This is a genomic window from Melittangium boletus DSM 14713, assembly GCF_002305855.1.
GTDB classification, from domain to species: Bacteria; Myxococcota; Myxococcia; order Myxococcales; family Myxococcaceae; genus Cystobacter; species Cystobacter boletus.
The window spans coordinates 2159318-2181168 of sequence record NZ_CP022163.1 but is presented as its reverse complement, the minus strand read 5'-3'; the positions used below and the strand labels follow the sequence as shown (position 1 = coordinate 2181168).

The 21851-nt window shown below is 69.3% G+C and carries 18 protein-coding genes; 7 read left to right on the top strand and 11 right to left on the bottom strand.

All coding sequences use genetic code 11. From position 1 onward, the window contains the following. A complete protein-coding gene (locus MEBOL_RS42655; protein ID WP_245919583.1) occupies positions 1–237 on the bottom strand; it encodes a hypothetical protein in 237 nt (78 codons plus the stop codon). Next, positions 237–1628: a serine/threonine-protein kinase gene (locus MEBOL_RS09050; protein ID WP_245919581.1), complete on the bottom strand. Its 1392-nt coding sequence runs from the start codon at positions 1626–1628 to the stop codon at positions 237–239. Before MEBOL_RS09050 ends, MEBOL_RS42655 begins: the two co-directional genes overlap by 1 nt. Positions 1629–1860: 232 nt before the next feature. Between MEBOL_RS09050 and MEBOL_RS09045 the strand changes: the two genes are divergently transcribed. Both MEBOL_RS09045 and MEBOL_RS09040 read left to right on the top strand, forming a co-directional pair. Next, the gene (locus tag MEBOL_RS09045) at positions 1861–3150 is read left to right on the top strand and encodes an ammonium transporter (RefSeq protein WP_095977040.1); all 1290 of its coding nucleotides are present in this window, start codon (positions 1861–1863) and stop codon (positions 3148–3150) included. Between the two features lie 35 nt (positions 3151–3185). Then, positions 3186–4055 (top strand): cobalamin-binding protein, encoded by an 870-nt coding sequence (locus tag MEBOL_RS09040; RefSeq protein WP_095977039.1) that lies wholly within the window; start codon positions 3186–3188, stop codon positions 4053–4055. Here MEBOL_RS09040 and MEBOL_RS09035 read toward each other — a convergent pair. After that, the gene (locus tag MEBOL_RS09035) at positions 4052–4465 is read right to left on the bottom strand and encodes a response regulator (RefSeq protein ID WP_245919579.1); all 414 of its coding nucleotides are present in this window, start codon (positions 4463–4465) and stop codon (positions 4052–4054) included. The genes MEBOL_RS09040 and MEBOL_RS09035 overlap by 4 nt on opposite strands. Before the next feature lie 102 nt (positions 4466–4567). Here MEBOL_RS09035 and MEBOL_RS09030 point away from each other — a divergent pair, with 102 nt between their 5' ends. Next, positions 4568–6304: a BamA/TamA family outer membrane protein gene (locus tag MEBOL_RS09030; RefSeq protein ID WP_095982664.1), complete on the top strand. Its 1737-nt coding sequence runs from the start codon at positions 4568–4570 to the stop codon at positions 6302–6304. A gap of 253 nt (positions 6305–6557) precedes the next feature. Further along, entirely contained in the window at positions 6558–9176 is a 2619-nt protein-coding gene (locus tag MEBOL_RS09025) for a hypothetical protein (protein ID WP_095977038.1), read from the top strand. A 24-nt stretch (positions 9177–9200) separates the two neighbouring features. On the opposite strand, the gene MEBOL_RS09020 is transcribed toward MEBOL_RS09025, so the two are convergent. From MEBOL_RS09020 to MEBOL_RS09000, 5 genes are all read right to left on the bottom strand, one after another. Beyond that, positions 9201–9623 carry a hypothetical protein gene (locus tag MEBOL_RS09020; protein ID WP_095977037.1) on the bottom strand — a complete coding sequence of 141 codons (423 nt, stop codon included), beginning with the start codon at positions 9621–9623 and terminating at the stop codon, positions 9201–9203. Next, a complete protein-coding gene (locus MEBOL_RS09015) occupies positions 9620–10177 on the bottom strand; it encodes a hypothetical protein (protein WP_095977036.1) in 558 nt (185 codons plus the stop codon). Before MEBOL_RS09015 ends, MEBOL_RS09020 begins: the two co-directional genes overlap by 4 nt. Then, on the bottom strand, positions 10174–10728 hold the full coding sequence (locus MEBOL_RS09010; protein ID WP_095977035.1) for a DUF4166 domain-containing protein: 555 nt from the start codon (positions 10726–10728) through the stop codon (positions 10174–10176). The genes MEBOL_RS09015 and MEBOL_RS09010 overlap by 4 nt, the downstream gene beginning before the upstream one ends. 15 nt (positions 10729–10743) lie before the next feature. Further along, entirely contained in the window at positions 10744–12561 is a 1818-nt protein-coding gene (locus MEBOL_RS09005; protein ID WP_095977034.1) for a methyl-accepting chemotaxis protein, read from the bottom strand. Between the two features lie 109 nt (positions 12562–12670). Further along, complete coding sequence (locus MEBOL_RS09000; RefSeq protein ID WP_245919577.1) at positions 12671–13474, bottom strand: UPF0489 family protein; 804 nt, start codon at positions 13472–13474, stop codon at positions 12671–12673. Here MEBOL_RS09000 and MEBOL_RS08995 point away from each other — a divergent pair. After that, a complete protein-coding gene (locus MEBOL_RS08995) occupies positions 13473–15704 on the top strand; it encodes a S9 family peptidase (RefSeq protein WP_095977033.1) in 2232 nt (743 codons plus the stop codon). The genes MEBOL_RS09000 and MEBOL_RS08995 overlap by 2 nt on opposite strands. An 88-nt stretch (positions 15705–15792) precedes the next feature. Here the strand turns inward: MEBOL_RS08995 and MEBOL_RS08990 are convergent, their stop codons facing one another. From MEBOL_RS08990 to MEBOL_RS08980, 3 genes are all read right to left on the bottom strand, one after another. After that, positions 15793–15996: a cold-shock protein gene (locus MEBOL_RS08990; RefSeq protein WP_095977032.1), complete on the bottom strand. Its 204-nt coding sequence runs from the start codon at positions 15994–15996 to the stop codon at positions 15793–15795. A 149-nt stretch (positions 15997–16145) separates the two neighbouring features. After that, positions 16146–17357: a 2-oxoglutarate dehydrogenase complex dihydrolipoyllysine-residue succinyltransferase gene (gene odhB / locus MEBOL_RS08985; RefSeq protein WP_095977031.1), complete on the bottom strand. Its 1212-nt coding sequence runs from the start codon at positions 17355–17357 to the stop codon at positions 16146–16148. Next, a complete protein-coding gene (locus MEBOL_RS08980; RefSeq protein ID WP_095977030.1) occupies positions 17347–20229 on the bottom strand; it encodes a 2-oxoglutarate dehydrogenase E1 component in 2883 nt (960 codons plus the stop codon). The genes odhB and MEBOL_RS08980 overlap by 11 nt, the downstream gene beginning before the upstream one ends. A 251-nt stretch (positions 20230–20480) precedes the next feature. Here MEBOL_RS08980 and fabI point away from each other — a divergent pair, with 251 nt between their 5' ends. Together fabI and MEBOL_RS08970 are read left to right on the top strand one after the other, a co-directional pair. Then, entirely contained in the window at positions 20481–21317 is an 837-nt protein-coding gene (fabI, locus tag MEBOL_RS08975; RefSeq protein WP_095977029.1) for an enoyl-ACP reductase FabI, read from the top strand. Between the two features lie 149 nt (positions 21318–21466). After that, a complete protein-coding gene (locus tag MEBOL_RS08970) occupies positions 21467–21847 on the top strand; it encodes a response regulator (RefSeq protein WP_095977028.1) in 381 nt (126 codons plus the stop codon). The last annotated feature ends 4 nt before the right edge of the window (positions 21848–21851 follow it).

The following is a 21851-nucleotide window of genomic DNA, read 5'->3' as shown; positions in this document are numbered from 1 at the left end:
TTAGTAGGGGTCGTCCTTATACCCAGAGGACTTCCGGTCCGCCGGGGGGCGGGTGCCGCTCCTCTTCTTCAGCAGCTTCTGGTTGAAACGTACCACCGGCCCGCTGCCCTCGACGAGCGCCGTGGCGCGCTGATAGCCATCGAGGGTGAAGGTCAGACGGGCACTCGCGCGGCCATTCGCGCCGGGGGGCACGGGCAGTTGCATGGGCGTCTCGCCCACCACGCGGCCTTCGTACATCACCGTCGCCCCGGACGGCTCGCTCGACACCGTGAGCTGGATTCGCGCGCCGGGCTCCGGCACGAGCGGGGTGAGTTCTTCCAGATCGCTCTCGGCCGCGGCCACCTCGGCCGGGGGCGGCGCGGCGGGAACGGGCGTGGGCGCCGGAGCAGGGGGGCGGGGGCCCTGACGGGCTCGGGCGCCGCCGCGACGGGCGCGGACGCCGGCTCGGGCGCCCTCAGGGTCATCACCGCGGCCACGCCCAGGCCCAGCAGCAGCGAGATGGCGAAGAGGGCCAGCGGTAGCGTCATGCGGGACGGCCGGGGCGCCTCCTCCACGGAGACGTCCAAGGACATCGTGTTCGCGCCCGTGGTGTTGGGCGCGGGCAGGGGACCGGTCCTCGGCCCGGAGAGGACTTCTCCCCCGAGCGCGGGCACGGACATGACACCGCTGTTTCCCAGCGTGCGCGGCGCGGAGAAGACGCCGCTGTGGCCCGCGGCCGAGGCGGAGCGCCGGAGGGCCTCCAGCATCTCGTCCATGGACTGGAAGCGTTCCTCGGGGCGCTTGCTCAGGCAGCGCATCACCAGCGCCTCCACGTCCGGGGGCACGTCGTGCGTGGCCCAGATGGACGTGAAGGAGGGCGGCGCCTCGTTGATGTGCTTGAAGATGACGTCGATGCTCTGGGGCGCCGTGAAGGGCGGACGGCCGAGCATCATCTGGTACATCACCACGCCCAGCGAGTACACGTCGCTGCGCGGGTCGGACACGTTGCGCGCCTGCTCGGGCGCCATGTACAGCGGCGAGCCGAGGATGACCCCCGCCTGGGTGATTTCCACGTCCTGGGGGCCCTCGCGGTCCGCCAGGAAGGACTTCACCAGGCCGAAGTCCAGCACCTTCACCACGTCGAGGTCGTCCTCCTGCGCGAGGACCATGATGTTGGCGGGCTTGAGGTCGCGGTGGATGAGGCCGACCCGGTGCGCCTCGCGCAGCGAACGCGCCACCTGCTGGGCCACGTTCAGCGCGCGGATCCATGGCAGCGCGCCCGCGTTGGCGAGCAGATGCGCCAGCGTCTGCCCCTCCAGGTACTCCATGGCGATGTACAGCACGCCGTCGTCCGTCTTCCCGTAGTCGAAGATGGTGACGGTGTTGGGGTGGCGCAGCTTGGAGGTGACGGCCGCCTCCATGAAGAAGCGCTTCTGGAAGCCCGGATCCTTGCCCTCGCTGTACTGGGGGTTGAGCACCTTGAGCGCCACCATGCGCTCGAGGGGCGACTGCACCGCCTTGTACACCCGCCCCATGCCCCCCGCCCCGAGCACTTCCACGATGCGGAACTTGTCGTTGAGCACCCGGCCGAGCAGGGGATCTCCGGCGTCGGCCGGTGCGCTCTGTGGCGGTGCGCCATTCTGGACCATGCGCTCCCCCGTCGGTGGGCGGTGTGGAATGAAGACTGGGCGACAGATGCTACCACCAGACCCGGGGGACTCGAAAAGTCGGAGCGAGTCCCGGCTCCGCCCGGGGTCCGCCTGGGCTTCACCCGGAGCCGGGGCCCCCTGGTGCGCCGCGTCGCGCGACCCCTCTTCTCAGGAGATTGGACTTGCGCGCTGCGTCAAGGCACGCTGCGCGGACATGGAGATTTATCGAGGAATGAGAGGGATCCGGCGCCTGGCGCCGCTGCTCTGTCTGTTGACATCGGCGCTCGCGCACGCCCAGGCGGCCGAGTCCGTGGCCAACTCGGGTGACACGGCGTGGATGCTGATGGCCTCCGCGCTGGTGCTGCTGATGACGCCGGGGCTGGCGCTCTTCTATGGCGGTATGGTGCGGCGCAAGAACGTGCTCGCCACGTTCATGTACTCGTTCTTCGCCATGGCGCTGGTGACGGTGCAGTGGGTGGTGTTCGGCTACTCGCTCGCCTTCGGCCAGACGCACGGGGGCTTCATCGGGGGCGGCGACTTCCTGATGCTCAACAACGTGACCACGGAGACCCGGGGCACCATCCCCCACCTGGTCTTCATGGCCTTCCAGCTCAAGTTCGCCATCATCACCCCGGCGCTCATCTCCGGTGCGTTCGTGGAGCGCATGAAGTTCAGCGCCTACGTGCTCTTCACCCTCCTGTGGACCACGCTCGTGTACGATCCCGTGGCGCACTGGACGTGGGCCGAGGGCGGGTGGCTCTTCAAGCTGGGCGTGCTCGACTTCGCGGGCGGCACGGTGGTGCACTGGACGGCGGGCCTGAGCGCGCTCATCTGCGCCATCTACATCGGCAAGCGTCTGGGCTTCGGGCGCGAGCGCTTCATCCCGCATGACCTGCCCATGACCATCCTCGGCGGCGGGCTCCTGTGGTTCGGCTGGTTCGGCTTCAACGCCGGCAGCGCGCTGGCGGCGGGCCCGTTGGCGGCGCTCGCGTTCTCCACCACGCACATCGCGGCGGGCGCGGCGGCGCTCGCTTGGACGAGCGCCGAGTGGATCCTCCGCAAGCGGCCCACGCTGCTGGGCATGGTGTCGGGCCTCGTGGCGGGACTGGTGGCCATCACCCCGGCGGCCGGCTTCGTGTCGCCCGCGGCCTCGCTCGTCATCGGCATCCTCGCCGGCGGCGTATGCTACGGCGCGGTGCTCCTCAAGGAGAAGCTGCACTACGACGACTCGCTCGACGCGTGGGGCGTGCACGGCGTGGGCGGCCTGCTGGGCGCGCTCCTCGTGGGCGTGTTCTCCCAGGCCGCGCTCAACCCCGCGGGCGCCGACGGCCTGCTGGCCGGCAACCCCGCGCTGCTCGGCAAGCAGGCGCTGGCCCTGCTCGTGGTGGGCGCCTACACGGCCGTGGTGACGCTCGTCGTCCTCAAGATCGTGGACAAGACGGTGGGCTTGCGCGTCTCCGAGGAAGAGGAGCGCATGGGCCTGGACGCCACGCAGCACGGCGAGGCCGCCTACAACTCGTGAGCCCGGGCCTGGGGCCGGACTACACTGCCGGCCCCATGACCGACCGCTTCCGGGCATTGCTCTCCTCCGCGCCGCGCTACCCCCAGCGCATCATCTGCATGACGGAGGAGACCACCGAGACGCTCTACCGGATCGGCGCGGGGGACCTGGTGGTGGGCGTCTCGGGCTTCACCGTCCGGCCCCCCGAGGCGCGCAAGAAGCCGCGCGTCAGCTCCTTCCTGGACGCCAACTTCGAGCGCATCCTCGAGCTCAAGCCGGACCTGGTGCTGGGCTTCTCCGACCTGCAGGCGGACCTGGGCCGCGAGCTGTGCAAGCGCGGGGTGCCCGTGTACCTCTTCAACCAGCGCTCGCTCGCGGAGATCCTCCAGACGGTGCGCGTGGTGGGCGCGCTCGTGGGACGCGCCGAGCCAGCCGAACGGCTCGCGGACGAGCTGGAGGCGAACCTCGCCCGGCACGCGGAGGCCGCCGAGCACCTGCCGCGCCGTCCCCGCGTCTTCTTCGAGGAGTGGCACGAACCGCTCATCTCCGGCATCCGCTGGTGCTCGGAGCTGGTGGAGCTGGTGGGCGGGGAGGACGTGTGCCGCGAGTCGCGGCTGCGCCAGGACGCCAAGGGCCGCATCTTCGAGCCCGCCGAGGTGGCCCGGCGCGACCCCGAGGGCGTCATCGCGAGCTGGTGCGGCCGCAAGGCCAAGCGCGAGAAGATCGCCTCCCGGCCGGGATGGGAGCGGGTGACGGCGGTGGTGGAGGATCAGCTCTACGAGGTGAAGAGTTCGCTCATCCTCCAGCCAGGACCGGCGGCCCTGTCGGATGGCGTGGACCAGCTCGCGCGCATCGTGGCGGCCATCGCCCGGCGCGAGCCGCTGCCCCTGTTGCGTCCGGGGGACCTGCGCGGCGTGCCGCGTTAGGCGCTCACGGCGGCGCGCGGCGTGGTGTGCAGGAAGTCGTCCACCAACTGGAGGAAGTCGTCGATGTCCAGGGGCTTGTGCACCAGACGCACGCCCTCCGGGGGTTTGACGCGCGGGTGGGCGGTGATCATCACCGCGGGCGTGTCGCGAAGCCGTTGCTCGCGCCCGGCCTGCTCCAACATCCAGCCGCCATTCTCCCCCGGCAGCATGTAGTCGGTGATGACCAGTTGGAAGGACCCGGTCCGCAGTTGCTCCAGTCCCTCTTCCGCCGATCCACTGCCGACGACTGAATAGCCCTCGCTCTCCAGGAGATCGGTCAGTCCCTCGCGGATGTCCTCGTTGTCCTCTACCAGGAGAATCTTCACGTTGAGTCCGGACGTTACGGAGAACAGCGTCTCGATGAGCGGCACTGTCTCCCTTCTGGACTGTATCGGGAATCCCCTCCAATCCGAGGTCCGGGAGAGCTGTTCACTACCGTATTCCGATTGACGGAATCGTGCCAGCATCTGGACATGCCGCCCGTCTGGTTCGCCCTGCTCGCCGCGCCCCTGCTGGCGGCGAACCCGTCCCCTCCCGTGACGGGCTATGAGGACGCGCTTGTCCGCTGGGGGCTCGAGCAGCGAGGCCTCGTGCTCGAGCCCGAGCCCGAGGGCAAACCCCTGGCCTCGGTGGAGGTGGTGTCCGAGGACGTCGTCGCCGACTCGGATCCCTATCCCTCCCTGCTCAACGTCTTCCACGTGCGCACCCGCGAGCACGTCATCCGGCGCGAGGTGCTCCTGGAGGAGGGCGCGGCCTATTCGTCCGCGCTCGCCTTGGAGACGGCCCGCAACCTGCGCCGCCTGGGCATCTTCGCGGTGGTGCGCGTGCTGGCCGTGCGGGGCCCCGCTCCCGGCACGGTGTCGCTGCTCATCGTCACCAAGGACCTGTGGTCGCTGCGGCTCAACCAGGACGTCCAACTGGTGGGGCCGCTCGTGCAGTCGCTCCGTCTGCAGGGCACCGAGCAGAACTTCCTCGGGCTGAACAAGAAGGTCGCGCTGGATTTCCTGCTGCGCCGGGACTCGCTGACGTTGGGCCAGAGCTACGTGGACCCGCGCCTGCTGGGCAGCCGCTGGTCGCTCACCGAGAGCGCTTCCCTCATCTTCGCGCGCTCGGGTGAGCCCGAGGGCTCCAAGGGCAGCGTGCTGGTGTCGCGGCCCTTCTTCTCGCTCTCCACGCCCTGGAGCTTCCAGGTGCAGGGCGCGTGGCGCGTGCAGCCCGTGCGCGTCTTCCGGGGCGCCGACGTGTGGCAACTGCCCTATCCCAGCGGCGGCACGGTGCCCTACGTCTATGACGCCGAGGAGCTGAGCGGCAGCTCCCTGTACCTGCGCTCCTGGGGCTCGCGCTTCAAGGTGGACGCGGGCGGTGGCGTGGGGGCCTATCACCGGCGCTACGAGGCCCCTCGGGACTCCGGGCTGGACGAGGCCCAGCGCACGTGGTTGCGCGACACGCTGCTGCCCCGCAGCGAGAACGCCACCTACGTGCTCGCCTACGCGCGCCTCTGGGACACCCGCTACGAGGTGATGCGCGATGTGGACTCCTATGCCCTCTCCGAGGACTTCCAGGTGGGCCACTACCTCACGGCCACGGCGCGCTATGCCCCCGCCTTGCTCTCCTCCGCGAGCACCTTCGCCGAGGTGGCCGTCACCGCGCGCTACCGCGCCCGCCTGGGCGATGCGCTCACCACGCTGGCCGCGGCGGCCTCGGTGCGCCAGTGGCTCGGGGGGGAGGCCCGGGGCCAGTGGACCAACCGCCGCTGGGCCGCCGAGGCGCAACAGGTGTCCCCCAAGGTGCTCGGGGGCCGCTTCGTGGCGCGGGCCCTGTTGGACTTCAACCGCGATGACCTCAACGAGCGCGTGCTGCTGCTCGGCGGCGGCAACGGTCTGCGCGGGGCCTCGCCCGAGGCGTACTCCGGCAAGCGCCTGGCGCTGCTCAACCTGGAGTACCGCACCCGGCCGCTCGTCTTCTACACGGTGCACCTGGGCGGAGTGCTCTTCTATGACGCGGGCTCCGCGTTCGACGAGGCTCCGAGCCTGGTGCACTCGGTGGGCGTGGGCCTGCGGCTGCTCTTCCCCCAGTTCAACACCTACCCGTTCCGCCTGGACTTCGGCTACGTGCTCAACGGCGATCGTCCCCCCGTGAGCGGCCGCTTCTCCTTCAGCGGCGGCCAGGTGACCGAGTTCCGGCCCGCGTTCCTCGACTCCCCGCTCTGATGTGACGAGCCCACCCTCGTCCCACCCGGGCCCACTGGGTGGTGACAGGTGACATGAAGTGGGGACTGCTGTCATCAGGTGGTGACAGGTGTCATCAGGTCGCGGGAAGTTCGCTCCGTGTAAACCCCTGAGACGACGAGAGTTGGGCGGGAGGGAATGTTTCTCAAAAGCTGGCACGCGACTCGCAAAGTCTGAGTCCGTCAGAAGTTGAGAATCCCCAAGCTATCCGCCTCCCTGGTTTCTGGAGCCTTCCATGGCGATCGACCCGATCAAGAAGCAGCCCGTTGCCTACCGTCCGCCCGTCGCTCCCGAGCCGAAGCCGACCGAGACGAAGCCGGTCGACGCGAAGCCCACGGCCGCCGCTCCCGCGAATGAGAAGAAGGCCGAGGAGATCAAGGACGGGTTCGACGAGAAGTCCGGCGTTGATCTGGCCAAGGCGTCCCAGGCGGGTGGCAATCCCCAGGTGTTCGCCGCGAAGGCGGACCCGGAGACTCCCGCCGACCTCGGCGCCGAGGAGAAGCCCCAGGACATTGGCGCCGTGACGGGAGGCCTCGCCGCCGCGGCCGCCGCCGTGAGCAAGGCCGCCGCGGCGCAGCCCGCGGAAGCCACGCCCGTGGCGGAGACCCAGGGCCCGCCTCCGCCGCAGATGAGCATCTCCGGCGAGGCGCGCGCCAAGAAGGACGTGGAGCTCCAGACGGTGGGCAAGAGCAAGGCCGAGACCGAGGCGGCCCAGAAGAAGCTCCATGAGGAGACGGCGAACCAGTCGAACGAGATCTTCTCCATGGCGGACGGCGGCAAGGAGGTGCCGGCCAACACGGAGGTGAAGAAGAACTCGGACACCGAGGCGGAGCTGGTGCGCAAGAACGACGCGGGCGACGTCGTCGAGCGCACGGTGGCCACCAAGGACGCCAACGGCAACATCACCCTCAACTCGGCCAACTACGAAGGGGACGTGAACAAGCGCGACCGCTTCGAGGCCAACGCCGACGGCAGCACGCGCGTGCAGCACGCCGAGTGGAAGAGCGACAAGAACGAGACGCAGGATCTCAAGAACTTCGGCGACATCGACCGTTCGAAGGACCCGGGCCTCACCTACACCGACAACCGCGTGTACAACGAGGATGGCCGCCTCAAGACGGAGCAGTTCTCTCAGGCCGGTGGCGCCGTGAGCGGCAGCCGCACGTCCTTCTACGAGCAGAAGGGCGGCAAGCACATCGACGACAAGTTGGAGAAGAACGGCCACTTCAACTTCAAGGAGCCGGTGCAGCGCGCCGACACCTACTCGTACTCCATTCCGGCGCCCGGCGCGGACGGCAAGCAGGAGAACCCCCAGTACCAGCGCACCCAGCGCTTCTCCCAGGACAACGTCCAGGCCACCTCCATCACCGACCGCGAGCTGGACGGCCATGTGCAGTACGCCGGCGAGGGGCCGCACAGCCGCGAGGAACTCAACAACCTCTCCCGCGAGTACCAGAAGAACAAGGGCGAGGACTACGACGCCAACGACGCCTACGACGACGGCCAGACGCCCAAGCAGTGGCTCATGGAGGTGAAGAAGGACGAGAACAGCCTGGACACCCAGACGTTCCTCGAGGGCCAGCCCAAGGTCACCACCAAGACGCACACCCAGGTGGAGGGCGACACCGTCACCCAGACGTCCGAGGGCCGGACGCTCAAGCCGGATGACTCCGGCGACTTCGCCGAGGTGAAGGGCGAGACGAAGACGAAGTACGGCAAGGACGGCTCCATCGAGAACATGGACGCCACGTACAAGGAGCCGGACGGCACCGACGTGGAGGAGCACTACAACGCCAGGAAGGAGGCCACGGACAAGGGCCTCAAGCTCGACGAGACGATGGAGGTCAAGCGCACCAAGGACGGCAAGACCTTCGGCTCCAAGCAGGAGGACAGCTCGCTCCTGTCGGGTGAGGGCATGCAGTTGCTCAACTCGAAGAACACCGTGACGGATCCGGACGGGCGCGTGGCCGTGTCCGAGGTGGGCGAGGGCGGCAGCAAGATGTCGATCACCGGCCCGGGTGGGCAGGATCCGCGCGAGGTGTTGGATCCGAAGGATCTCGAGGGCAACCCCGAGGCGCGCGACCTGCTGCTCAACGCGAGCGCGTCCACCTACAGCAGCATCAGCGAGTTCGCCAAGAAGGGCGGCGTCAACGCGCTCAAGGCGGTGCAGGGCCTGGCCCAGGGCGCGGATGACCTGCTGCCCAAGAACGTGTCGGACGTCCTCGGGCTCGACAACGTGCGCAATACGGCGCAGGGCCTCAAGGGGGGCGTGGGCACGCTGGCGGGCGCGGCGAGCGTGGCCAGCGGCGTCACCAACCTCATCGGTGGCATCCGCGAGGGCAACATGGGGGACATCATGAAGGGCGCCATGGACACCGCCCTGGGTGGTTACGACATCTACGCGGGCGCGGACGCCCTGCGGAAGTCCTTCAAGGGCACCACGGACCTCGTCGGCATCATGGGCGACGATGTGGCGCAGACGGGCAGCTGGTTGAGCAAGATTCCCGGCATGAGCGCCCTGGGCAACACGACCGCGGTGAGCAAGATCGCGGGGGCCCTCAAGGGCATGGGCGGCGTGGCGAACGTGGCCGGAGCGGTGATTGGCACGGTGACGGGCGCCATGGACATCGCCGATGGCGTCAAGGGCGGCCACAAGGGGCAGATCGCCAAGGGCGCCCTGAGCATCGCGGGCGGCATCGGGGGGGCCGTGGGTGGAGCCATCGCGGCCAGCGCCTTCGGTGGCCCCGTGGGTCTGGCGGTGGGCGCGGTGGTGGGCGGACTCGTCGCCTTCGGCCAGTGGATCGCCGGCCTCATCGCCGACGACAAGCACCAGATCGCCAAGCTGGACATCTGAGCGGCGCGCCGTCGCGGCGCCTCGCTAACCGCCCCGGCTCCCCGGGGCGGAGAAGGTGCGGCGGTAGCCTGGCCACGCGTCCCACAGATAGAGGGAGAAGGGCACCCACCAGACGAAGTCATTGGTGAGGCAGAGCACGAGCGTCGCCGGGGGCCACTCGCCCCGGAGGATGAGGCCCATGAGCCCGATGGGCCCCAGCACCTTGCCCAGCAGTCCCACCGCCGCGAGCGCGAAGCCCTGCTCGGGGCGGCGCGCGACCTCGGCGTAGAGCAGGCCGTACACGCCGATGACCATGCCCAGGCACGCGAAGAGGGCGGGCTGGTTGAGCGCGGGCATGCCCGCGAAGCGGAAGAGCCACTGGGGGTCCACCGCCGCGTACAGGCCCCAGAGGAGGTTGTAGAGGGCCGCGAGGCCGAACACGAGCTGGTGTAACAGGCGCCGTTTCATGGAGGGGTGCCCTGGGGCGCGGGCCAGGGCCAGTGGCCTCCGGGCAGTCGCAGGGCGGCGTACAGGTCGCGCACGCCCGAGCCGAATACGCCCACGGCCATGAGGCCCAGCACGAGGCGCAGGCCCTCCGGAATGGCCACGGGCGCGAGGGTGAGCTGGGTGGGCAGCCGCCAGCCCGCGAGCAATTCGGGCACGACGTGGGCGAGCACCGCGCCATAGAGCAGGGCCATCACCGCGTGGGTGCAGCGCTCTCCGGGAAAGACGCCCCCGAGGGGCGCGCGCACCCGATCCTCCACCACGAAGTCGGCCAGGGTGATGACGATCTCCGCGGCGATGACGGCGCCCAGCACGGCCGCCCACGCGCCCCGCCACGACAGCCAGGGCAGGGTGGCGAAGAGCAGCGCGTAGAAGAAGTCACGCGTGGCGTGCAGCAGCAACTCGGGGCGGGTGCCGGGGACGTGCGCGGGCAGCCGGGCCTTCCACTCGTGGTAGTACAGCGTGTCGAACGCGCCCAATACGCCCTGGAGCGCGAAGAGCCACAGCGCCGTGCTCATGGGGCCTCCTCGGGGGAGATCCGGCCTTCGTAGGACAACAGCGCCCCCACCAGCGCCGCGCCGATGCGCACCTGGACGCGCATGCCCTCGGGGGACTCGGCCGTCACCCAGGCCTCGATGCGGGGCGAGAGCAGGCGGGGCAGGGGCAGGTTCCACGGGCCGAGCCGCAACCACGCGCCCACCTGTTCGTAGCGCAGGCCCGGGCCCTCGGGGCGCAGGTGGAAGACACACGCCACGGGACCGAGCCATTCCACCAGCCGTTGCCCGGGCCACACGTGCTGGCGCGTGGCGAGCGCATGCGGACCGAAGGCCCGCTCCCAGCGCTGACCCTCGCCCTCGCGCTGGACGACGAGCCGGGTGGGGATGTCCTCACCCGCGGGGGGAAAGCGGCAGAGCCAACCCACCAGGGCCGCCAGGAGCCCCGGGCCGCGGCGGATGGTGAAGTGTCCGCGGGCGCGCCCCTCGACGTGCATCCGGCGCACCAGCTCGGGCAGCCGCTCCCAGTCCGCGCCCAGCAGCCGGGCATAGAGCGACGTCTCGGGAGCCCTCATCCGCGCGGCCTCGTTCTAGCGGTTGAGCTGGTAGCGCTGGGCGATCTCCGTCACCTCGCGGGTGACGGCCTGGAGCGTCTCGGTGGCCTGCAGCGTGGTGTCCAGGCGCTTCATCGTCTCGTCCATGCCGGAGGAGAGGTGGGCGATGGCGTTGAAGATGTGCGAGATGCCCGTGTTCTGGTGGTTCACCGCGACGGCGATCTGCCGCACCGCCGCGGCGTTCTCCTGGATGATGAGCGACATCTCGCGCAGGTTGTTGCCCGAGGTCTTCACGCGCTCGAGGCCGCCCTGCACCTGGAGCGCGCCCTGCTCGCTCATGGAGACCACGTCGCGGATGGCGGTGCCGATGTCGAGCAGGCTCTTGCGGATGAGGGCGTTCTCCCGGATGGTTTGATCAGCCAGCTTGCGGATTTCGCTCGCGACCACGGCGAAGCCCGCGCCCTGGTCTCCCGCGCGCGCCGCCTCGATGGACGCGTTGAGCGCGAGCAGGTGGGACTGGTCGGCCAGGTCCTTCACCGTGACGGCGATGTGGGCGATCTGGGTGGCGCTCTCCTGGAGCCGGAGCACCTTGCCGCGGATGCCATCCACGAAGTCGCGGATGGTGTTCAGGCCCGTCAGGGTCCGCTCGAGGGCTTCCTCTCCGTACTGACCGAGCTGTTCGGCGTGGCCCGCCACGCTGAGCACGCTTTCGGCCTTGTGGGAGGCGAGCTCGGAGGTGGTGCGGATCTCCTCGGAGGTGAGCTGGGCCTCCTGGAGGATGGAGGCCTGTTCGGCGATGCGCTCGCGCTGTTGGGTGCTGGCGGTCCCGAGCCCCGTGCTCGCGGCGAGCAACAGGCTGGCGGACGCCTGGAGCCGGGTGGGGATTTCCTGCAACCGGTTGAGCGCCAGGGACATCTCCATGGACACATCGCCGAGCTCGTCGGTGGAGGCCCAGCCGGGGGCCTCGGGCGCGCCCTGGGCGAGCCGTTCGATGGCTTGCTGGAGTGCCTCGGTGGCCCGCTCCTGCCGGCGTGCCAGCAGCCAGGCGGAGAAGGTGGGAATCGCCAGGACGAACAACCCCATCATGAGCAGGGGCAGGGTCATCCGGGACAGGAGGGTGTCGCCGAAGGCCCGCAGGTGCTGGGCGATGAGCTGGGCCTGGGCCGGATCGAGCGATGGATCCTGGAGGATGGTCTGGGCCTGGATATCTCGCAGCTCGGCGGTCTGCACCATGAGCGCCATGCCCCCCAGCAGCAAGGTGCTCAGCAGCAGGCCGGCGAACGTGTAGGGCAGGTACCAGCGCATCCGCATCCAGGCGGGGCCGCGGCCGCGCACGCGCGTGCGGACGTGCTCCCGCTGCTCGAGCACGAAGGGCATCAGCATCTGCTCGAGCTTGAGGGCCACGGGCAGCGACAGGGCCTGGCCCACGGTGCTGGCGACGATGAGCTGAAGCACCAGCAGGAGGGGATGTTTGTGGAAGTGCACGACGAGGGGCGCGATGAGCAGGGCGCCGCCGAGCATGTAGGGCACCTGGGTGCCCAGGAACGCGAGCCACCAGGGCAGCTTCTGCAGGCGCAGCAGCCGTTGCTCGGCGGGCTCCGCCTCGTGGGTGGCGAAGCCCCAGCGCAGCAATCGGTGGATGCTCACCCAGGGGAACAGCAGGCCCACGCCCAGGAAGATGGGCAGGGACAGATAGCGCATGCTCCAGCCCATCTCGGAGGCCGTCAGTCCGAGCGACAGCGCGACCAGCATGGAGGCGAGCGGGGAGGAGAGGATGACCCCCAGTGCGACGAGGAGGAACACCCGGCGGGCGAGGTGGGGGGGAAGGACCGTCTGGGGTTGGGCGCCGTTCATGAGACCTGGCCCATTCTCCCAGAGGGGCGCGACGGAAACGACAGGACGCTGAAAAGAAGAGGCTGGAACCCGCTCGGATGCCCCCCCGCCAGGTGTCCGGGGTGGGGCATCAGGGGGGCTCCGTACGGAGCACCTCGCGGAAGAGGACCTGCGCCACGTCCTGGAAGAGCCGTCCCGAGGCGAGCAGCCCGCCACAGTGGTGCGGCTCCCGGGCGAGGGTGAGCGCGACACACCTGCCCAGCACGGCGTCCCAGAAGGGCTCGCTGCCAGGTGGGAGCAGGTACTCCCGGATGACGTCCAGCGGCCAGGGCAGCACCGTCATGGGATCCGCGTCGCTCAGGCTGGTGAAGCAGTCCAGGTCCACGTCCAGGAGCACGCGCTCGGCGGCCTCGAGCACGTCCCGGACCCGGTCTCCGGGAGCGGGTTGGTGGTAGGCCTCGGCCGCCCGGTCCACGGTGGGCACCACCACCAGCCGGTGCGTGCGCCCGCGGGTGTCCACGTACGTGTCCGCCGTGGTCGTGCCCCGGGGTTTCGTCCGGGCGAGCACCAGCGCGTCACCCACGAGCCCCGCCTCCATGGCGGCGAGCACATGGTCATAGTTGCGCACGTCCAGGCTCCAGCGCGCGTGCTCGTCCAGGGCGCGCAGCCCCGCGGAGCGGTCGGGCACGGCCGCCGGGGCCACGGGGGGGACGAGGTCCAGGTGCCGATCCAACGTCACCAGCAGGGCCGGAGAGCCTTCCACGCCCAGGGCACACGCCCACGCGGGGAGTGCGAGCCGGTGGGGATCGAACACGTAGGCGTCCGTGGGTCCCCGTCCGCCACCGAGCGCCAGCCGGATGACGCCCGCGAGCCGCAGGTGAAGGTGGGAGTCGTCCATGGAGATGGGCGGGAGTGTAGGCTGCGCGCCTTCCATGCGCCAAGCTCCCTTCCTGCTCGCCGCCGCGCTGCTCGCCTCCGCCTGCGCTCCCGTCCTCACCCAGCAATCCCCCAAGCCCTCCTCCGCCCAGACCATGTCCCCTTCGCAAGAAGCCTTCCTGCGGGACTACGCGGAGACGCGCCGCTTCATGAGTGGCCGTCCCGTCAACCCGCGAATCACTCCCGACGAGAAGACCGTCCTCTTCCTGCGCGGCCAGCCGCGCGCGCCCGTGCAGACACTGTTCGCCTTCGACGTGGCGACGGGCCAGACGCGCGAGCTGCTCACCCCCGAGGCCATCCTCCAGGGCGGTGAGGAGACGCTGTCGCCCGAGGAGAAGGCGCGCCGCGAGCGCATGCGCGTGAGCGCCCGGGGCTTCACCTCCTACCAGTTGTCGGAGGATGGGGCCTCCCTCCTCGTGCCCCTCTCCGGCCGGCTCTACCTGGTGGAGCGGGCGAGCGGGAAGTCCACGGAGCTCAAGACGGGCGCGGGCGTCATCGACCCGCGCTTCTCGTCCGACGGCAAGCACGTGGGCTACGTGCGGGACAACGACGTGTTCCGCCTGGAGGTGGCCTCCAACACCGAGCACCGGGTGACGCAAGGGGGCACGGCGGCGAGGACCCACGGCCTGGCCGAGTTCGTGGCCCAGGAGGAGATGAGCCGCTTCTCGGGGTGGTGGTGGAGCCCGGACGCGAAGTCCATCGCCTACACCGAGTCGGACACCTCGGGGGTGGAGCAGCTGTCCATCATCGACGTGATGCACCCCGAGCGCGGCGCGGAGGACTCCGCCTACCCGCGTCCCGGCAAGGCCAACGCGAAGGTGCGCCTGGGCGTCATCCCCGCCACGGGCGGAAACACCGTCTGGGTGAAGTGGGACGCGGAGGCGTACCCGTACCTGGCCACGGTGGTGTGGCCGAAGAAGGGGCCGCTCACGGTGCTGGTGCAGAACCGCACCCAGACGGAGCAGAAGCTGCTCGCGGTGGATCCGGCGAGCGGCGCCACGCGGGAGCTGCTCACCGAGAAGGACGGGGCCTGGCTCGAGCTGGAGCAGAGCTTCCCCCAGTGGGTGGACGAGGGCTTCCTCTGGTACACCGAGCGCAACGGGGGCCCCGAGGTGGAGCTGCGGAGCGCGGACGGCGCGCTCGTGCGCTCGCTGGTGAAGCCCGAGGCGGGCCTGCGCGGCTTCGTGCGCTACCTGGAGAAGGAGCGCACCGTCTACTTCAACGGCGGCCCCAACCCCACGGAGAGCTACCTGTGGCGCGTGAAGGACGGGGGCGCGCCGGAGGCGGTGCGTCCGGGCACCACGGGCGAGGCCATCGAGAATGGGGGTCTCTCCAAGACGGGCGCGCTGCTCGTCGTGTCGCACGCGAGCCCCACCTCCATGCCGCGCACCTTCGTGGCCCGCGCGGACGGCACCCGCGTGGGTGAGCTGCCGTCGGTGGCGGTGGAGCCCTCCTTCGTGCCGCGCGTCGAGTACCGCCAGGTGGGCCCGCTCCAGTTCCACGCCTCGCTCGTGCGCCCGCGGGAGGCGAAGCCCGGGGAGAAGCTGCCCGTCATCGTCGAGGTGTACGCCGGCCCCACCGTCACCGTGGTGCACAAGAGCATGGCCGCGCACCTGCTGTCGCAGTGGATGGCGGACCAGGGCTTCCTCATCGCCCGCTTCGATGGCCGGGGCACGCCGCTCCGGGGCGCCCAGTGGCAGCGCGCGGTGCACCTGGACTTCTCCGGGGTGACGCTGGAGGACCAGGCCGCGGCGGTGCAAGCGCTCGCCGCCGAGGTGCCCGAGGTGGACCTCTCGCGCGTGGGCATCGAGGGCTGGAGCTTCGGCGGCTACATGTCCGCGCTCGCCGCGCTCAAGCGCCCGGACGTCTTCAAGGCGGCCGTGGCGGGCGCGCCCGTGGTGGACTGGCTCGACTACGACACCCACTACACCGAGCGCTACCTGGGCCTGCCCCAGCAGCACCCCGAGGCCTATGAGAAGAGCTCGCTGCTCACCTACGCGCGCGACACGGCCCGGCCCCTGTCCCCGCTGCTGCTCATCCACGGCACCGCGGACGACAACGTCTACTTCTTCCACACGCTCAAGCTGTCCGACGCGCTCTTCCGCGCGGGCAAGTACCACGAGCTGCTGCCGCTCAGCGGCCTGACGCACATGGTGCCGGATCCGCTCATCACCCAGCGCCAGTACGAGTGGGTGATGAACCACTTCAAGCGGCACCTCGCGCCGTAGCGGCCCCGCAAAGCAGAAGGCCCGGCTCCTCTTCGGAGATGCCGGGCCTTCCGTGCTTCAGGTCACCGCGAAGCGGTGAGGTGTGGCTTCAGGCGGCGCGAACGTTCTGGGCCTGCAGACCCTTGGGACCGCGGGCCACGTCGAACTCCACCCGCTGACCCTCCTGCAGGGTGCGGAAGCCTTCCATGTTGATGGCGGTGTGGTGGCAGAACACGTCCTCGCCACCGCCCTCCTGCGTGATGAATCCGAAACCCTTCGCGTCGTTGAACCACTTCACGGTGCCGATAGCCATGCTGCTTCCTCGTCAGGAACCGGTCCGGAGACCGGCTCGTCTTCCCGTCCCCCGTCCGTCGGGTGACGATGGAGGAGTTGTAGGCGGGCAGCCGAGTTCCTGTCCAGTCGGCCGCCACGTTTTCCCGCTCTGTGGCGTTTAACAGGACTTCAAATTTCCAGCAGGAGCCGCGTGGGGTCCTCGATGCAGTCCTTGATGCGCACGAGGAACTGCACGGCCTCGCGGCCGTCGATGAGGCGGTGATCGTAGGAGAGGGCCAGGTACATGATGGGCCGGATGACGACCTGGCCGTTGCGGGCCACCGGGCGCTCCACGATGTTGTGCATCCCCAGGATGCCCGTCTGGGGCGGGTTGAGGATGGGGGTGGAGAGCATGGAGCCGAAGGTGCCCCCATTGGAGATGGTGAAGGTGCCGCCCTGCAGCTCGTTGATGGTGAGCTTGTCGTTGCGGGCGCGGGTGCCGAAGTCGGCGATCTTCTTCTCCATGTCGGCGAGCGACAGGGTGTCGGCGTCACGCAGCACGGGCACCACGAGTCCGCGCGAGCCGCTCACGGCCACGCCGATGTCGTAGTAGCGCTTGAAGATGACGTCCTCGCCCTCGATCTCCGCGTTGACCTGGGGGAAGGTCTTCAGGGCCTCGATGGCGGCGCGCACGAAGAGGCTCATGAAGCCGAGCTTGACGCCGTGCTTGGCCTGGAACTTCTCGTTGTACTGCTTGCGCAGGTCCATCACCTCGCCCATGTCCACCTCGTTGAAGGTGGTGAGGATGGCGGCGTTGGACTGGGCCTGGAGCAGGCGCTCGGCGACGCGGCGGCGCAGGGGCGTCATCTTCACGCGCTCCTCGCGGTCCGCCCGGGAGCGGGGACCGGAGGGCGCCGCGGGAGCCGGAGCGCGCGGAGCCGGAGCGGAGGGCTCGGCGGGGCGGTTGAGCTGACCCAGCGCATCCTCCTTGGTGATGCGGCCACCGGCGCCGGTGCCCTTGAGCTGGCTCACGTCCAGCTTGTTCTCCTCCACGATCTTCCGGGCGGTGGGCGTGATGCGCGCGTCCGCGGAAGCGCTGGCGGCGGGAGCCGGAGCGGCGGCGGGAGCGGGAGCCGCGGCGGGCGCGGAAGCGCTCGCGGCGCCTCCGGCCTCGATGGTGCCCAGCACGTCACCCACGCGCACCTTGTCGCCCTCCTTGAAGGCGATGGTGGCGATGGCGCCCGTGGCGGGAGCGGGCACGTCGATGGTGACCTTGTCGGTCTCCAGGACGACGAGCGGCTCGTCCGCGGCCACCGTCTCGCCCTGCTTCTTGTTCCACTTCCCGACGACGGCTTCAGTGATGGACTCGCCCAGGGGCGGGACTTTCAGTTCAACGGCCATTCTTGGTTCCTCGGAGGATGGCTTCCTCCACGATGAGCTGCTGCTCGAGGTTGTGCGTCTGGATGAAACCGGTGGCGGGGCTCGCCGCCTCCGCGCGTCCGATGTAGCCCACCTTCACGGGGGCCTGGCCGCGCGTGGCGATGAGGTCGTGCAGGCGCGGGAAGATGTAGTGCCAGGCGCCCGAGTTGCGGGGCTCCTCCTGGACCCAGAAGAGCTCGGTGAGCTTGGGCATCTTGCCCACCAGGGCCGCCAACTCCTCGAAGGGGAAGGGGAAGAGCTGCTCCACGCGCACGATGGCGATGGAGTCGTCCTTCTGCTCGTCCCGCGCCTTGACCAGGTCGTAGTAGACCTTGCCCGAGCACAACAGCAGCCGCGTCACGCCCTGGGGGTCCACCTTGTCCTGGATGATCTCCTGGAAGCCGCCGGTGGCGAGCTCGTCGAGCTTGCTCACCGCCTCGGGGCGGCGCAGCAGGCTCTTGGGCGACATGACGACGAGCGGCTTGCGCAGGGGGCGCAGGAGCTGCCGGCGCAGCAGGTGGAAGATCTGCGCGGGCGTGGTGGGGTAGACGACCTGGAGGTTGTCCTCGGCGCTCAGGCTCAGGAAGCGCTCCAGACGGGCGCTGGAGTGCTCGGGGCCCTGGCCCTCGTAGCCGTGGGGCAGCAGCAGGGTGAGGCCGCTGAGCCGCCGCCACTTGCTCTCTCCGGCGGCGATGAACTGGTCGATGATGATCTGCGCGCCGTTGGCGAAGTCACCGAACTGGGCTTCCCAGATAGTGAGGCCGTCCGGCACGTCCAGGCTGTAGCCGTACTCGAAGCCCAGCACGCCCATCTCCGACAGCGGGCTGTTGTGGACGTCGAAGCGGGCCTTGCCCTGGGCGAACTGGTTGAGCGGCGTGTACTTCTCGCCCGTCTTCACGTCGTTGAGCACCGAGTGGCGGTGGCTGAACGTGCCGCGCTCGCAATCCTGGCCGCTCAGACGGACCGGGTAGCCCTCGGAGATGAGCGTGGCGTAGGCGAGTGTCTCGCCCTCGCCCCACTGGATCTCCTCCGTCTGGAGCATGGTCTGGCGCTTCTTGAGCACCGTGCGCTCCACCACGGGGTGCACGTGGAAGCCCTCGGGCGCGTGGGCCAGCTTCTCCAGCGCGTCGCGCAGCTTCTGCTTGTCCACCCCGGTCTTCACCTCGGGGACGCCGGCCTCGGGGCCGCCCTTGTAGGGCTTCCACAGGCCCTCGAGCGCGTTGGGCTCCTTGAACTGGCTCTCCGCGCGGGCGCGGCTGAGCGCCGCGTCGAACTCCTGCATGCAGCGCTGCTTGAGGGCGTCGGACTCCTCGGCCGGGATGCGCCCCTTGTCCGCGAGCTGCTTGGCGTAGAGCGCGCGCACCGGGTGGTGCTTGTGGATGACGTCGTACATGATCGGCTGGGTGAACGAGGGGTCATCTCCCTCGTTGTGGCCGAAGCGGCGGTAGCAGATGAGGTCGACGACCACGTCGCTCTTGAAGGTCTGCCGGTACTCGGCCACCAGCCGGCCCACGTGGACGCACGCCTCGGGGTCGTCGCCGTTGACGTGGAAGACGGGCACGTCGAGCATCTGCGCGAGCGCGGTGGAGTAGATGGAGCTGCGCGAGTCCTCGGGGTCCGTGGTGAAGCCCACCTGGTTGTTGATGACCAGGTGCACGGTGCCGCCCGTCTCGTAGCCGTGCAGACGCGAGAGGTTGAGCGTCTCGGCCACGACGCCCTGGCCGATGAAGGCCGCGTCGCCGTGGATGAGCAGCGGCATCACCTTGGTGCGCTCGGCGTCCGCGCTGCGGTCCTGCTTGGCGCGCACGCGCCCCTCCACCACGGGGTTGACCGCTTCCAGGTGGCTGGGGTTGAAGGCGAGCGACAGGTGGATGCTCTGCCCGCCCCGCGTGGGGTGGTCCGAGCTGAAGCCCATGTGGTACTTCACGTCGCCGCGGCCCATGTGGTTCTTGGGATCGCGCGGGCCGTCGAACTCGCTGAAGATCTGGTCCGGCTTCTTGCCCAGGATGTTCGTGAGCACGTTGAGGCGGCCGCGGTGGGCCATGCCGATGACGACTTCCTTGAGGCCCATGCCGCCGCCCACTTCCAGGAGCGCGTCGATCATGGGCACCAGCGCCTCGCCGCCGTCGAGCGCGAAGCGCTTGGCGTTGACGTACTTGGTGTGCAGGAAGTTCTCGAAGCCCTCGGCGTAGGACAGCTTGGTGAGGATGTGGCGCTGCTCCTCCACCGGGAAGTCCGTGCGGTTCTCCGTGAACTCCATGCGCTTCATCAGCCAGCGGCGCCGCTCGCTGTCGAGCATCTGCATGAACTCGACGCCGATGGAGCCCGTGTACGTGCGGCGCAGGCGCCCGAGCAGATCCTTGAGCTTGACGCGCGCCTCGGGGAAGACGCTGAAGCTCTCCACCATCTGCTCGAGCTCGGTGGCGGAGAAGTGCTTGTCATCCGTCATGCCCATGTCGGCCACGTGCTCCAGGGGCGGGCGCGGCCGGGAGAGCGGATCCAGATGGGCGCGCAGGTGGCCGCGCAGGCGGAAGGCCGAGATGGCCTGATCCACCCGGGCCTGCAGCTTCATGTCCTGCTCGAAGGCGACCGAGGGCGCCGTCTGCGCGGCGGTGGCCACCGCGGCGGCGGGTTTGCCCCCCTCCTTGCCCGCTTTGCCCTCCTTGGCCGGAGGAGCGGGGGGCTCGATGGGCGTGGGGTTGAAGATGGGACGGCCGGCGCCGTCGGTGCTGCGCTCGAACAACTCGCGCCAGCTCGGATCCACACTGGATGCATCCTCGAGGTAGCGCGCGTAGAGCCCCTCGATGAAGTCGATGTTTCCGCCGGAGAGGTACGAGTCCTGGAAATTCGCCATGGCGTGCTGTCTTTTACTGGAAGGCCGCCCCGTTGGGGGTTTTTCGGCACGTTTTATTGAGAAGTGACGTCGGACGTCCCTATTCTCGAAGGGATGCGTGAGCAGCAAGGGTCATGCGCTACGTGAGCACAACTTCACCGTGTCCCTGTTCTCCGGAGGCTCCAAGGCCGGGCGTCTTCCTGGCTTACCCAACGCCCCGGGAGTGATAAACCCCCCCGGTCTTCCTCTTTCTTAATCAGAAAGGCCTTCGCATGCTGCTGCAGGGCAAGAAGCTCCTCATCACCGGAGTGCTCACCCCCCAGTCGATCGCCTATGGCGTCGCCGAGCTCGCGCTCGAGCAGGGCGCGGACATCCTCCTCACCGGTTTCGGCCGGGCACGCTCCCTCACGGAGCGCAGCGCCAAGCGTCTCAAGGCGGGGACCGAGGTGCTGGAGCTGGACGTGTCCAACCCCGCGCACTTTCCCGCGCTCACCGAGGCGCTGCGCCAGCGCTGGGGGCGGGTGGATGGGGTGCTCCACGGGATCGCCTATGCCCCCGAGGACGCGCTGGGTGGCAACTTCCTCAATACCCCCTGGGAGAGTGTCCAGACGGCGTTTCGCGTCTCGACCTTCTCCCTCAAGGAGCTGTCCGTGGCGGTGCTGCCCCTGATGACGCGGGGCGGCTCCATCGTCACGCTGGACTTCGACAACCGCGTGGCCTGGCCCATCTACGACTGGATGGGGGTGTGCAAGGCCGCCCTGGAGTCCACGGTGCGCTACCTGGCCCGGGATCTGGGGCCCAAAGGTATTCGGGTCAACGCTGTGGCCGCCGGTCCGCTGTCCACGGTGGCGGCCAAGGGCATTCCTGGTTTCAAATCCCTGGAGAAGGGCTGGGGCCGCCAGGCTCCATTGGGGTGGGATGCCCGGAGCAGCCACGAGTCGGTGGCGCGCACGGCCTGTGCGCTTCTCTCGGACTGGCTGCCATCCACCACGGGGGAAATGGTGCATGTGGATGGCGGCTATCACGCGATCGGTGCCCCGCCCGTGGACCCCGACGAAGACGACAAGGAGGAGAGCGGCCAGCCACCTCCGACCCCCTCGGCTGGTTGAGTGCTGTACGGCGGGAGGACCTTGGCCCTTCCCCGGAAACCATGTTTCGGCCCCCCCCCGCCTTTCGCTGGGGGGCGAGGTCACGTTAGAGTCTCCACTGTTTCCTTCAACCGGGACCCGAACTTCGCGGCCCGGGCGGAGTACTGGGTTTGAGCGCCAACATCCTCCTCGTGGATGACAGCCCGACCGTTCGCAACATCCTCAAGATCTACCTCATGAATCTGAAGATGGGGTTCGTCGAGGCCGAGGACGCGACACGGGCTTTGCAACTCCTCCGGCTGGTGCCGGTCAAGCTGGTCATCGCGGACATCAACATGCCTGGTATGGACGGCATCACCTTCGTGAAGCAGGTGCGCACGAGCCCCATGTTGGCTGCGGTGCGCGACGTTCCCGTCATCTTGCTCACGGGCGAGCGTGGCGGGGACCTGCGGCAGCGTGGGGTCGAGGCCGGAGCCAATTCCTTCATCAACAAGCCGGTTTCCCACAATGATCTGACGGAAACCGTGCGCAAACTCCTCGCCCAGAACTGAGCGC